Below are 13,849 nucleotides of genomic sequence, written 5' to 3' on the forward strand. Positions count from 1 at the left end.
CATGGCACCCTGGTTAGTGCCGTACCAACAACAATTGCGTCAGTTGTTAGCTAATAAGCAGTTGGCACACGGCATTTTGTTTACCGGGCCTAGTGGGATAGGCAAGCAGATGTTGGCTAATTGGTTGACCGATGCGTTATTATGTACAGCCACAGTTGTACCTTGCGGTCAGTGCAAAAGTTGTTTGTTGCGGGGCGCTGGAAGCCACTCAGACCTGCTTATAGTTGATTGTTCCTGCACTAGCATCGGGGTTGACGCTATGCGTCAACTGAGCCAGTTTATGTATGGCCGCGCACAGCACCAGCCTCATAAAGTTGTATTACTGGCTGAAGCCGATAAACTTACCGAAGCGGCGGCAAACGCACTGCTAAAAACATTGGAAGAACCGCCGCAAGATAGCTTCTTACTTTTGTGTAGCGCCAATGCCAAAAGTTTACCTGCCACATTGCTAAGTCGTTGTCAGCAATGGGCTTTGCCGGCAGACTTCAGTGACGACGCTAAACACTGGTTGTCGCAACAAACAAACCGGCCGGTGCCCGATTTTTTACTTACATACACCGCAGGTGGGCCGTTAAAAGCATTACAACTATTAGAGTCTGGTGAAGCCGACCAACTACAGGTTACTATTATTAGTCTGTCGCAGTTTTTCAGTCATCAGCTGTCATTAAACGATTGTGTCAAACAGTTGGATAGTATTAGCGGGCTTACTCAAATTTTTGGTTGGTATTTACGCCAACAGTTGTTACCCGCTTTAATAGCGCAGCCATCAGAGCGAATACTGGCAATTCATCAGTTATATAGCCGCTGGTGCCGTGACGACGCTCAAATTTTAGGGCAAAATAAGCAGCTGGCACTTAGTGCATTTTTAACAGAGTTAAAACGGCTGCAAGGTTAAAAGGGATCCGTGATGGAAGAGCTAACCATAGGCTTTAATGATTTAAAAGATTTATATCGCAGTTATATGCCATTTTTAAAAAGTGGGGGCTTATTTGTAAGGACTCCCAGGCAATACAAAATGGGCCAGTCATTAGCGTTGAGTGTTACCTTACCTGATGCACTTGAAGCACAGGTTGTAACGGGGAAAGTGGCTTGGGTCACTCCCCATGGCTCCCAAAGCTCAAGTCCAGCGGGAGTTGGCATCAGCTTTATTGATGATAAATCACAACTTGGCGCGCAAATAGAAAAGCTCCTAGGCGGCATGCTTAATGGTGCCGATCCGACACATACCATTTAAATTGAGAGTATTACGTTGTTTGTAGATTCGCATTGTCATCTGGACCGGTTAGAACTCGATAAATTAGGCTTAACGTTGCCACAAGTCATTGCACAAGCAAAGGCTAATCAGGTACAACACATGCTGTGTGTTTGTGTTAGCTTAGCCGAGTTTGAGCAAATGGCGCAGAGTGTTGCTTCGTTTTCTAACGTGTCTATATCATGCGGTGAGCATCCGTTACATCAGCAAGATAATGTTGATGTTGCGCTGTTGTTAGAGAAATGCAGTTTGCAGCAGGTCGTCGCAGTAGGTGAAACCGGGTTAGACTATTTTTACGCGCCAGAGGCTAAATTAAACCAGCAAGCGGCTTTTGTTAGCCACATACAGGTTGCTAATCAGGTTAAAAAACCACTTATTATTCATACCCGTGACGCGCGCTCTGACACTTTGGCATTAATGCGCAGTCATCAGGCTGAAAACTGCGGTGGGGTATTGCATTGTTTTACCGAAAGTATAGAAATGGCTAAAGCCGCACTAGACTTAGGCTTTTACATCTCTATTTCTGGCATTATGACATTTCGTAATGCGGCTGAGTTGCGAGACGTTGTTAAAAAGCTTCCACTTGATCGGCTATTAATAGAAACCGATTCTCCTTATTTGGCACCAGTGCCTTTTAGAGGTAAAACTAATCAGCCTGCTTATGTGACTGCCGTCGCTGATGCGATAGCTGAAGTAAAAGGAATCAGTGTTGATAAGCTGGCAGAAATCACCACGGCTAATTTTTACAACTTGTTTAGCCATATTAAAAAAACTAATTAATTTCATAACCTTAGATAAAAGTAGCCCGGAACCAATCCGCATTGTTCCGGGCCTAGGGGAATGGCTCATAGGGAATGAGCCGTGCGCTACTGTTTCAACTGCTGGGAGAGAATTCAACTAACTTACAATATGAGTTAAGGTAAGATTCAGTTTAGTTAACATGTAGATTTTTGCCCGTTATTATCAAGTGCCAGATGTTGATGATCTAAGAAACAAATTCTGTTTTTGCACCCAGCTTATCCTCAACTTATCCCCAGTTTTCCTCATCAAACAGGCAACATTACTGCGTTGCTCCTTTTTTAGGTGCACTATAGTCGCGAGCTTTATTTAATACACCAAGCTATTAGTAGAGCCTGTTTAATAATTAAAAAGTCTAAAAAAAGTTTACTGAAATCCAATCCGTTGTGACGAAGGGCACAAGTAATCCCACTATTACTGTAAAGATGATTACACACACTTTAGTCTAATTGTCGACAATGTTGGCAGTATATCACTTGACTAAGTTAATAAAACGCTTTAAAACTGACTTATATTATTTTTATGTCGACAATCTATGCTAATTCAACATCCATCGCTTCGATTGCCAATTACTGCTGCTGATAGAGTACTTCTGGAAATTCAGCGTGCCATAGTCGCAGGTGAAATTACTGCAGGCAGTAAAATAAGTGAACCTGAGCTAGCAAAGCAATTTGATTTAAGTCGGGCGCCATTGCGCGAGGCCTTAGCCCGGTTGGAGCGCTGTCACCTCATTGAACGTATTCCTAATGCGGGTGCCCGGGTCGTGAAATTGTCGACAAAAGGGTTGTTATCGCTTTATCAATTAAGGGAAACGCTTGAAGGCTTAGCCTGCCGTTTGGCGGCTGAACATATGGCCGATAGTGAAATCGCCGATTTACGTCAACTATTGGATCAACATTTATCAACGCAGCGCGTGCGTGAAGGGGAAAGCTATTATCAGGAAGCCGGTGATTTGGATTTTCATTACCGTGTCATTTTGGGTAGTAAAAATGATTATCTGATTAATATTTTATGTGACGAGTTGTATTACCTGGTTCGAATGTACCGGGTACAGTTGGGGATGAACGGACCGCGCGTTTCGCGGGCATTTGACGAACATAAAGCTATTCTTAATGCCATTGCTAACCGCGATGGTGAACTTGCCGATTTACTGATGCGCCGACATATCGCGGCATCACGGCGCAATATTGAAAAACAACTTGAACAAACGGGGAGCTAACATGAGCACACTAACCGCCGGACAAAAGTTTCGCGCTGCGATTACCGCGAATCAACCGCTGCAAATCGTCGGCACTATAAATGCTTACACCGCTATGATGGCTGAGCGTACTGGACATCAGGCGCTATATTTATCCGGTGCTGGTGTGGCCAATGCCTCTTTTGGCTTACCCGATCTTGGAATGACATCGTTAAACGATGTATGTGAAGACATTCGCCGCATTACTGCAGCTTCTAGTGTACCGCTTTTGGTTGATGCCGACACAGGCTGGGGTGGGGCGTTTAATATTTCCCGCACAGTAAAAGAAATGACCCGCGCAGGTGCGGCTGGTTTTCATATTGAAGATCAGGTAGCGCAAAAGCGTTGTGGCCATCGGCCAAATAAAGAAATTGTTAGCTTAGAAGAAATGGTCGACCGGGTAAAAGCCAGTGTGGATGCTCGCACCGATGAAAGTTTCTTTATTATGGCGCGTACTGATGCGCTAGCGCAGCAGGGTGTAGAGGCTGCTATTGAACGTGCTATTGCTTGTCAGGATGCCGGTGCCGATGCCATTTTTGCTGAAGCGGTGCATACCTTGGATCAATACAAAGCTTTTACTAACGTATTAAAGGTACCTGTACTGGCCAATATTACAGAGTTTGGCCAAACGCCACTGTTTAACAAAGCCGAATTAGCTGCTGTTGGTGTTGCGATGGTGTTGTATCCGTTAAGCGCGTTTCGTGCAATGAACAAGGCCGCGCTAAATGTATATCAGTCAATCTTGGCTAATGGCGATCAGAAAGCTGTAGTTGACAGCATGCAAACACGGGCTGAACTTTACGACTTTTTAAATTATCACAGCTTCGAAGAAAAATTGGATCAGCTGTTTAGCAGCAAGACGAAATAAGCATTCAACAGATTAAAGAAATGGGGACGAAACAATGGCAAACGCAAAACAGTTAACGGGCGCCGGCTTACGCGGCCAGGTAGCAGGTAAAACCGCACTCTCAACCGTAGGTAAAACAGGCTCAGGTTTAACCTACCGTGGTTATGACGTAAAAGATTTAGCGGCCAAGTGCGATTTTGAAGAAGTAGCGCACCTGATACTAAAAGGGGAGCTGCCAACAGCTACCGAGTTATCCGCTTATAAAACAAAGCTTAAAAGCTTGCGCAGCCTGCCTCAGGCGTTAAAAGATGTGCTTGAGCGCATTCCGGCCAGCGCACACCCTATGGATGTAATGCGCACCGGCTGTTCTATGCTGGGGAATTTGGAAACAGAGCAAAGCTTTGCCGAGCAACAAGACGCTACAGATCGCATGCTGGCGATTTTTCCGGGCTTAGTAAACTATTGGTATAACTACAGCCATCATGGCAAGCGTATAGATGTAGAAACCGCTGCAGACTCTATCGCTGAGCAATTTTTGTGGACCTTGCACGGTGAAAAGCCGCAGGCATTACATACAGAAGTGATGCAGGCGTCGCTAATATTGTATGCAGAGCATGAGTTTAATGCTTCTACTTTTACCGCTCGCGTATGTGCTTCAACACTCAGTGATATGCACTCGTGTATTACCGGCGCAATTGGTTCATTGCGTGGCCCGTTGCACGGTGGTGCCAACGAAGCGGCGATGGAATTAATTGAAAAGATGGATAACGCCGACGATGCCGAGCAAAAACTGCTGTGCATGTTGGCGCGTAAAGAAAAAATTATGGGCTTTGGTCATGCTGTTTATGCTGAGTCTGATCCACGCAATGCCGTTATTAAAGAGTGGTCTGAAAAGCTAGCCAACGCTAACGGTGATACTAAACTGTATGATGTATCTGTGCGCTGTGAGGCGGTGATGTGGCGCGAGAAAAAATTGTTTTGTAATGCCGATTTCTTCCATGCGTCTGCCTATAACTATATGGGTATTCCAACGAAGCTGTTTACACCGATTTTTGTTTGTAGCCGCTTAAGTGGTTGGGCAGCGCATGTTATGGAGCAGCGTGCAGATAACCGTATTATCAGGCCAAGTGCTGACTACGTTGGCGTAGAGCCACGTAACGTGAAGCCGATAGCCGCTCGCGGTTAAAAGAACAGCAACGTTGAGGGGAATTGCAACTGATCGGTTGCAACACCCGGCATGCTCGCCACAGCAATTACGCAGGACTTTCCTGTCCTGCGCCAGAGGCCAGCCGAAGGCTGTTCAAATTCGTTCCAGACGAATTTGTCGCCCATGCCTACGGTAGGACTCAGACACTCTGTGGCTGCGCTAGCGGGGTTCCAACCTCACATTGCTGCAGATAAATAGACAGTTCAGCTTCAGGTGATAAAGCCATATCGGCTTGATCTAATCCAACCGTTGAAGCCCCGGACGGGCTGAGACGAGCCCCCAGGGAAGGGTTTACGGCGTGTTGGCGTGGTCAAGCGGGTTTGTGCGTTAAGCCTTAGTCTGGTTATAACCAAGACAAACAGGTAATTACAATGAACAGCCAATACCGTAAAAAACTGCCCGGCACTAACCTGGATTACTTCGACACCCAGGCCGCGGTAGATGCAATAGAGCCCGGCGCATACGCCAAACTACCTTATACCTCGCGCGTGCATGCCGAAAACTTGGTACGACGCTGCGATCCGGCGATGCTAACCGAGGCATTAAAACAGTTTATTTATCGCAAGCGCGATCTAGACTTTCCGTGGTTTCCGGCCCGCGTGGTGTGCCATGACATATTAGGCCAAACTGCTTTGGTAGACTTAGCGGGTTTGCGTGACGCCATTGCCGAAAAAGGTGGCGATCCGGCCAAAGTTAACCCGGTGGTGCCTACCCAGTTAATTGTTGATCACTCATTAGCGGTAGAGCACGCTGGCTTTGAAGCTAACGCGTTTGATAAAAACCGCGCAATTGAAGACCGACGCAACGACGATCGTTTCCACTTTATTAACTGGACCAAAAAAGCCTTCAAAAACGTTGATGTTATACCGCCGGGTAACGGCATTATGCACCAGATTAATTTAGAGCGTATGTCGCCGGTTATTCACGCCAAAGATGGTGTAGCCTTTCCGGATACCTTAGTGGGCACGGACAGCCATACGCCGCATGTAGATGCGTTAGGCGTTATTGCCATAGGTGTGGGCGGTTTAGAAGCCGAAAGCGTAATGCTGGGCCGTGCCAGCTGGATGCGCTTACCAGATATTATTGGCGTACAGCTAACCGGTAAAGCGCAGCCTGGTATTATGGCTACCGACATTGTATTGGCGTTAACCGAGTTTTTGCGCAAACAAAAAGTAGTCTCCAGTTATTTAGAATTTTATGGCGAAGGTGCCGACAGTTTAAGTTTGGGTGACCGGGCTACTATTTCTAACATGACGCCAGAATATGGTGCCACAGCAGCCATGTTTAGTATTGATCAGCAAACGCTGGATTATTTAACCCTAACCGGTCGCGAGCCGGAACAAGTTAAATTGGTAGAAACCTATGCCAAAACTGCTGGCCTTTGGAGCGACAGTTTAAAAACGGCCGAGTACGAGCGGGTGTTAACGTTTGACTTGTCCAGCGTTGGCCGCACTATGGCCGGGCCGTCTAACCCGCACGCGCGTTTGTCTACCAGCGACTTAACCGCTAAAGGCATTGCCGCTAAGTATGACGTTGAAGAAGGCAAAATGCCGGATGGTGCGGTCATTATTGCTGCTATTACCAGCTGTACCAATACCTCTAATCCACGTAATGTTATTGCAGCTGGCTTGTTAGCACGAAATGCTAATAAACTGGGGTTAACGCGTAAGCCTTGGGTGAAAACCTCATTGGCACCTGGCTCTAAAGCCGTGCAACTGTATTTAGAAGAAGGTCATTTACTAAATGAGCTGGAGCAGTTGGGTTTTGGTATTGTCGGTTTTGCCTGTACCACCTGTAATGGCATGAGTGGCGCACTGGATCCGAAAATTCAGCAAGAAGTGATAGAGCGTGATTTATACGCTACGGCCGTATTATCGGGTAACCGAAACTTTGATGGTCGTATTCACCCTTATGCTAAACAGGCGTTTTTAGCGTCACCCGCGTTAGTGGTAGCGTACGCCATTGCTGGTAGCATTAGGTTTGATATTGAAAAAGACGTGCTGGGTTACTTTGATGGCAAAGCCATTACGTTAAAAGACATTTGGCCAAGCGATGCTGAAATTGATGCGGTAGTAAAAGCCAGTGTTAAACCAGAGCAGTTCCGTAAAGTTTACGAGCCGATGTTTGCCGTTGAAGTGGACTACGGTGACAAGGTTACACCGTTGTATGACTGGCGGCCACAAAGTACGTATATCCGTCGCCCACCTTATTGGGAAGGGGCACTAGCAGGTGAGCGGCCATTAAAAGGTATGCGCCCGCTGGCACTGTTGCCAGACAACATTACTACCGACCATTTATCTCCGTCAAACGCGATTATGTTAGACAGCGCAGCGGGTGAATACTTGCACAAAATGGGCTTGCCAGAAGAAGATTTTAACTCGTACGCCACGCACCGGGGGGATCACCTTACCGCGCAGCGCGCAACCTTTGCTAACCCTAAGTTGATTAACGAAATGGCCATTGTTGATGGCAAGGTTAAGCAGGGCTCGTTAGCACGGATAGAACCAGAGGGTAAGGTTACCCGCATGTGGGAAGCCATTGAAACCTATATGCAGCGTAAGCAGCCGCTGATTATTGTCGCTGGTGCCGATTACGGCCAAGGCTCGTCACGCGATTGGGCCGCCAAAGGCGTGCGATTAGCCGGTGTTGAAGCTATTGCTGCAGAAGGTTTTGAGCGTATTCACCGTACCAACTTAATTGGTATGGGCGTGCTGCCGCTGGAGTTTCAGCCGGGCACTACCCGTATTACGCTGGGCCTGGATGGCACTGAAACCTACGATGTTGTAGGGGAGCGCACACCGCGCGCGACCTTAACGTTGGTAATACACCGCAGTAACGGCGAAAGCTTGAACGTGCCGGTAACCTGCCGGTTAGATACCGCCGAAGAGGTGTCTATTTACGAAGCCGGTGGTGTGTTGCAGCGTTTTGCGCAGGACTTTTTGCAGGGTACTGTTTAACTGTTGTATAAACAGTATGCAGTAATTGCTGTGATTACAACGCTCTGAACTGCTTGTCACAGCAACTCGCCCTTATGCCTTCGGCAGGGCTCAGACACTCTGTGACAACATTTCAGAGGTTCTAATCTTCGCAAGCAGAGCGTTTGGTTCAAGCAAGAAGAGTCGATACCCTGTTTTGTCGGCGCAGAGTGTCTGAGCGAGCGTGCAAACGCGAGCGAGTTGCTGCGACGAGCCAAAAAGGGTTGTCGACTCGTACTCCACACAAATATATAGACTTCATTGGGTAACCACTATGAGCTCACCACAAATAAAAATCCCGGCCACCTACATGCGTGGCGGCACCAGTAAGGGCGTGTTTTTTAACCTGGACGACTTACCAATATCGGCACAAACACCGGGTAAAGCCCGTGACATGCTGCTGCTACGGGTTATTGGTAGCCCTGACCCTTACGGTAAACACACCGACGGCATGGGCGGGGCTACGTCTAGCACCAGTAAAACGGTGATTTTAAGCAAAAGCAGTAAAGCAGAACACGACGTTGACTACCTGTTTGGTCAGGTTGCTATTGATAAACCTTTTATCGACTGGAGCGGCAACTGCGGCAATTTAACCGCAGCGGTTGGCTCTTTCGCTATCAGCAATGGTTTAGTGGCACCAGATCGCATCCCGCAAAACGGTATTTGTACTGTGCGCATCTGGCAGGCCAATATCAACAAAACCATTATTGCCCATGTACCCATGACTAACGGCGAAGTTCAGGAAACCGGCGAGTTTGAGTTGGATGGCGTTACTTTTCCTGCAGCAGAAGTGCAAATTGAGTTTTTAGACCCCGCCGCTGATGAAGGCGAGGGCGGTGGTGCCATGTTTCCTACCGGTAACCTGGTAGACTCGCTTGAAGTGCCAGGCATAGGCACCTTTAAAGCCACGATGATTAATGCGGGTATCCCAACCATTTTTGTTAATGCTGCAGATATTGGCTACAGCGGTACCGAACTGCAAGACGCGATTAATGGCGATGCCGCTGCACTTTGCCGGTTTGAAACCATTCGTGCCTATGGTGCAGTAAAAATGGGGCTAATCACCGACATTAGTGAAGCAGCCGAACGCGCGCATACGCCTAAAATTGCGTTTGTTGCACCGCCGCAAAGCTATGTATCGTCAAGTGGTAAGCAGGTAAATACCAAGGATATAGACATACTGGTACGGGCGCTGTCGATGGGTAAATTGCATCACGCCATGATGGGTACAGCAGCGGTGGCCATTGGCACTGCAGCCGCCATACCCGGCACCTTAGTACATTTGGCCGCGGGTGGTGTTGATCGTGAAGCCGTAAGCTTTGGTCATCCATCCGGCACTTTGCGGGTAGGCGCAGCCGCAACAAAGATAAACGGGCAGTGGACAGTAACCAAAGCGATTATGAGCCGCAGTGCGCGTGTACTGATGGAAGGTGTTGTTCGGGTACCAGGTGATTGTTTCTAGTTTTTGCAATTGGGTTCAAACACCGTATTGCTCCTAAGTAAGGGCAAAATGCCCTTACTTAGCTTAATTCGAGATAACAATACTCAGATATTTACCATGGAGCAGATAATATTCTCCGCTGTTTCAGTTTAGTTCTTACCACCATTGATAGACCGCTGTGTGGACGAACCTGTTTTGCGACGGCGCGCAGAGGCACCAATCGAAAACAAGCCTAAGCTCATTAAGGCAAGCATGCTTGGTTCTGACACTGCTACCACGGGCACATTTACCATAGCGGCACGGATAAAATCAGCATGAATGAAAGTAGGAACATACCCACTGAATTCTCCAAAACTAGAATTCAGGCCGCCGCCGATATCGCCAAAGTTAGTACCAAAACTTAATCCGTAACTGTTAATGCCTGATATTAAACCATTAATAAAATTAGGGCCGCCTGAGTCTCCACCAGCTACGCCTACTTCACGATCACCTAAGCCTACATCGTCAAATATGCCACCTAAGCCAAGGGCACTGGCGATTCTGCCCGCTGTATCATTAATTGCTAAACCGTTATCGAAATCTGACAAATATGAAAATTCAACATCGGCAAACCCAAAAAAGTTTTGCCCAGCAAATTCACCATCAGTATCTCGATTTGTAAAAAAACCATTAAATAGTTCATTGCCCCACGCGAAGTCATACATGTTGTCACCTTCACGTAAATAGCCAGTTCTATTTAAGCTATTTAAGCCGTTGCCGTCGCCTCTTAAGCCATAGCCTGCCACGTTAAAATCTAGTCCTGTAAGATCACCCTCGGTATATATGTCATGCGAGATAGCCCACGCCGGAGCTTCTTCAGCTAAGCGAAGAACGGCAACGTCGTTTTGATCAATAACTTCACCGGAGTAATTTTCATTAACGAAGTAGTCGGTAACCTCAATTCTTACCACATCTGGCTGAGTTGCATATATGCGTTCATCAGGTGAAAGGCCACCGTCAGGCTGGAACGAGATAGTTGTCGACAAGGGGTTCGCTGTGCCGGCACCGCCGGAGACGCAATGAGCAGCGGTTAAAATTGACCTGCGATCATTCATTAAGGTGCCCGAACAAACAAAACGTTCACCATCGCCATAATCCATCAACATGCCTACAACGCCACTATATGCGGGATATGAGGGATGATAAATCGAGTTTCCCAAAAGATTTGACGGTGAGCCGGTACCACCCTCTGCCGCACCAGTCAATAAACTGCGTGCGGTCCAACTGAAAGCATCACTACCACCGCTTACAATTAAGCTTGCATGTGAAGAAAACACGGCACTCATACTAATTACAAGTGTTACTGCTGCTGAAGCAAATATTTTTCTTGTAGACATGTTTATGATCTCTTCTGATAGTTGTTATTGGGCAATTTAATTCTTTATATGTTAATTCTCTGTGCGTTAGCTTTTATTAAATGGATTTAGTTAAAGTTCCAGAGCAAGTGCCATACCAGAATAAAAAATAGAACTTAATCATGTGGTTGATGATTCTAAGTGAACAATGACTGCAATTTGTGTAAAAAAACATGACACATTTAAGCGACTTGTCAGATGTAGCTAATGCAGAAGAAATTGATCAATGTCACAAGCGAGGCACAAAGTGTGTTCGAAGAGTTACTAGCCGAGGCAATGAATGGTTGACACTAACAATTCATTTATCTGATGTGGTGCTATTATGATTTTATGCTGTTTGCGGCAAGCAATTCCTAAAGATCAGGGTACTTTAAATATTGTATATAGCGTGCTTTATCTAACATCTTCGGTAGCTCTTGCCAGAGTTGCTCTGTTATCTGCCGGTGGTGTCGATAAAATTGCTGGCTTACCATTAAATAACCATAACTAACATGCAATGGTGGATAGAGTATTTGCAGTGGCGTCATAGTTAAGTGACGTTCTCTGGCGTCAATGCCATTGAGCTGACATAGCACTGTCGTGGTGTCTACTCTACCTTCGATTACCAGATCAAGTGCATGAGCCGGTGAATGTGCTGGCACTAGTACGGTATTGGCTGGAAAAGGGATTGGACGATACCCCAGAGGACGAGCCAGGGTGATTTCTTGTTCTCGAGCCCGAATTTTTTCAGGTAGTGGGTTATCAAACCGATATGCTAAACACAAACCTAGCTGGTTTATTGCATACCTACTGTCGGCTTCGTTATTTGTACCTTGAGGAAAAACAGTAAAATGTGCTCTGTCCGCCTCATAGGCTGCGACAAGGGCATCAGCTTCATTGTTTTCTAGCTGTTGCAGGCAACGCAACCAGGGTTGACGCACCAGCTCAAGCGTAATTCCCACATTATTTGCTACTTTTTGTAGATGCTCTATCGTCGCACCCGGTGCGTCAGCGGGTATGATTGCACCATTGCCAGCATAGTAAGGCAACAATTGTTTGTCTTCGTAGCAAAATCGCAGTATTAGTTGTTGTGTTGCGACAGCTTCATCTTGAAATTTAAGCACATCAGCTTGCGAAAGTGGGCAAATTAAAGCCAGACCAACGAGTAGTATGGTGAAGTTACTGTGGCAGAAAAAACCGATATTAACCATTGATAACGTAGCACCTTTTTAATGCCATCTTTTATGTTACTCCCACTGATTTGCTAATGATTAATTAGAAAGTGAGAGGTTAGCGCTAGGCTTTATGTCGCTAGGTTAACGTGTCACTGTTGTAATTACAAATGTGACACAAAGTCGCGTTGCAACCATACTTAGACGTGTTTAGATGTTGGTAGCTAGGGCTGGAAATTTTACCGTTACCAGATGAGTTTACGTTATTAAAACGTAAAAATGAAAAAACTCGCAGCCGCGAGCATTTTTGAAATTATTGGTCGGTACGAGAGGATTCGAACCTCCGACCCCTTCACCCCCAGCGAAGTGCGCTACCAAGCTGCGCTACGTACCGACTTAGGGCGTATCATAATGATTCCCCGTCAGAAAGCAATGCTCTATTCGCTGACTGCGGTAATTTTCACCAGTTGCATTTGTGCTGATTGACAAAGCTGTTACGTTTCAAAGTACCCACTATAGATATCTTATTGCTACCATCGGCTGGCTATCTATACGTCTTTACCTTTGTTAATATGGAATTCTTATATTTCCGTGAGTGTTTGACGTGCTGTGGATCCCCTTTACCTTGCTAGCAGCCTTTATGCAGGCTTGGCGCAATGCGTTTCAAAAACAACTTAGCAAAGATGTCAGTGTGACGGGTGTCACGCTGGCCCGTTTTATTTGGGCGTCGCCTTTAGCTGCATTGTATTTATGGCAATTGTATCATTGGCAACCTGTTGAACTGCCAACGTTTAACCTGACTTTTTTTTGTTTTATTGTCGCGGCAGCCTTGGCGCAAATACTGGCAACGGCCCTAATGGTTAGGCTATTTAAGTTAAAAAACTATGCCATCGGAGCCGGCTTGGTGAAAAGTGAGGCGATATTAGCCGCAATACTAGGTGTATTGTTATTTAGCGAAACACTAAGTTTACTTGGTTGGTGTGGTGTCGCGCTTGGCGCAGTGGCTGTGTTCTTACTCAGTGGGGCCAGCATAAAAACCTTTTCTTGGCCGGTGTTATTATTGGGGTTGGCAAGTGGTTTGGCGTTTGCGTTAACCTCACTGTGGGTGCGTCAAGCGAGTTTGGTACTTGGCTTGCCTTTTCCGCATGGGGCGGCCTGGGTGCTCATACTGGTTATTATGCTGCAAACCGTTTTGCTAGTGCTGTGGTTAAGTATAAAAGACCGTGCAACACTGGTTGCTCTTTGGCAGCGACCAAAGTTAACTCTGTTGGTTAGCGTTTGCAGTTGTGTAGGCTCGATTGGCTGGTTTACGGCAATGAGCCTGGAGTCGGTAGCCTTGGTAAAAACTTTAGGACAGGTTGAAGTGTTGTTCATGTTACTGATTTCGGCCTTTATTTTTAAAGAAAAATTACAAAAAACAGATCATTGGGGTTTGTTGTTGATTGTGTTGGCAGCAATAGCGGTAATGTGGGCTTAATTACATACAGAGCTGGAGAATTTTCGCTAACTCAGTAAAATGACCGCTCTTTGCCTTTACCCATACAGTG

General features: G+C 46.4%; 11 protein-coding genes and 1 tRNA gene. 9 read left to right on the forward strand and 3 right to left on the reverse strand.

The window, feature by feature from the left end; genetic code table 11:
* Nucleotide 1 precedes the first annotated feature (1 nt).
* From ORJ00_RS17430 to prpF, 8 genes are all read left to right on the forward strand, one after another.
* Nucleotides 2-895, forward strand: coding sequence for a DNA polymerase III subunit (locus ORJ00_RS17430; protein ID WP_306140445.1), 894 nt, complete (start codon nucleotides 2-4; stop codon nucleotides 893-895).
* Nucleotides 896-907: 12 nt separating this feature from the next.
* Complete coding sequence (locus ORJ00_RS17435) at nucleotides 908-1,234, forward strand: PilZ domain-containing protein (protein WP_027670178.1); 327 nt, start codon at nucleotides 908-910, stop codon at nucleotides 1,232-1,234.
* Nucleotides 1,235-1,249: 15 nt separating this feature from the next.
* Nucleotides 1,250-2,032: a TatD family hydrolase gene (locus ORJ00_RS17440; protein WP_306140446.1), complete on the forward strand. Its 783-nt coding sequence runs from the start codon at nucleotides 1,250-1,252 to the stop codon at nucleotides 2,030-2,032.
* A 553-nt stretch (nucleotides 2,033-2,585) separates the two neighbouring features.
* Nucleotides 2,586-3,269 (forward strand): GntR family transcriptional regulator, encoded by a 684-nt coding sequence (locus ORJ00_RS17445; RefSeq protein ID WP_306140447.1) that lies wholly within the window; start codon nucleotides 2,586-2,588, stop codon nucleotides 3,267-3,269.
* A 1-nt stretch (nucleotide 3,270) separates the two neighbouring features.
* Nucleotides 3,271-4,155 (forward strand): methylisocitrate lyase, encoded by an 885-nt coding sequence (gene prpB / locus ORJ00_RS17450; RefSeq protein WP_027670175.1) that lies wholly within the window; start codon nucleotides 3,271-3,273, stop codon nucleotides 4,153-4,155.
* Nucleotides 4,156-4,189: 34 nt separating this feature from the next.
* Nucleotides 4,190-5,320: a bifunctional 2-methylcitrate synthase/citrate synthase gene (prpC, locus tag ORJ00_RS17455; RefSeq protein WP_305974347.1), complete on the forward strand. Its 1,131-nt coding sequence runs from the start codon at nucleotides 4,190-4,192 to the stop codon at nucleotides 5,318-5,320.
* Nucleotides 5,321-5,712: 392 nt separating this feature from the next.
* Complete coding sequence (gene acnD, locus ORJ00_RS17460; RefSeq protein ID WP_306140448.1) at nucleotides 5,713-8,298, forward strand: Fe/S-dependent 2-methylisocitrate dehydratase AcnD; 2,586 nt, start codon at nucleotides 5,713-5,715, stop codon at nucleotides 8,296-8,298.
* Nucleotides 8,299-8,590: 292 nt separating this feature from the next.
* A complete protein-coding gene (gene prpF, locus ORJ00_RS17465; protein ID WP_306140449.1) occupies nucleotides 8,591-9,778 on the forward strand; it encodes a 2-methylaconitate cis-trans isomerase PrpF in 1,188 nt (395 codons plus the stop codon).
* Between the two features lie 128 nt (nucleotides 9,779-9,906).
* Here the strand turns inward: prpF and ORJ00_RS17470 are convergent, their stop codons facing one another.
* The 3 genes from ORJ00_RS17470 to ORJ00_RS17480 form a co-directional block, all read right to left on the reverse strand.
* On the reverse strand, nucleotides 9,907-11,133 hold the full coding sequence (locus tag ORJ00_RS17470; RefSeq protein WP_306140450.1) for a trypsin-like serine protease: 1,227 nt from the start codon (nucleotides 11,131-11,133) through the stop codon (nucleotides 9,907-9,909).
* A gap of 371 nt (nucleotides 11,134-11,504) precedes the next feature.
* The gene (locus ORJ00_RS17475; RefSeq protein ID WP_306140451.1) at nucleotides 11,505-12,341 is read right to left on the reverse strand and encodes a type 2 periplasmic-binding domain-containing protein; all 837 of its coding nucleotides are present in this window, start codon (nucleotides 12,339-12,341) and stop codon (nucleotides 11,505-11,507) included.
* A 278-nt stretch (nucleotides 12,342-12,619) separates the two neighbouring features.
* Nucleotides 12,620-12,696 (reverse strand) — tRNA-Pro (locus ORJ00_RS17480).
* 210 nt (nucleotides 12,697-12,906) lie between these two features.
* On the opposite strand from ORJ00_RS17480, the gene ORJ00_RS17485 reads away from it, so the two are divergent.
* Nucleotides 12,907-13,779, forward strand: a complete 873-nt coding sequence (locus ORJ00_RS17485; protein ID WP_306125558.1) for a DMT family transporter — start codon at nucleotides 12,907-12,909, stop codon at nucleotides 13,777-13,779.
* Nucleotides 13,780-13,849 lie beyond the last annotated feature (70 nt).

Origin of the sequence: Rheinheimera baltica (genome assembly GCF_030731985.1) — a bacterium.
Taxonomy (GTDB): domain Bacteria; phylum Pseudomonadota; class Gammaproteobacteria; order Enterobacterales; family Alteromonadaceae; genus Alishewanella; species Alishewanella baltica.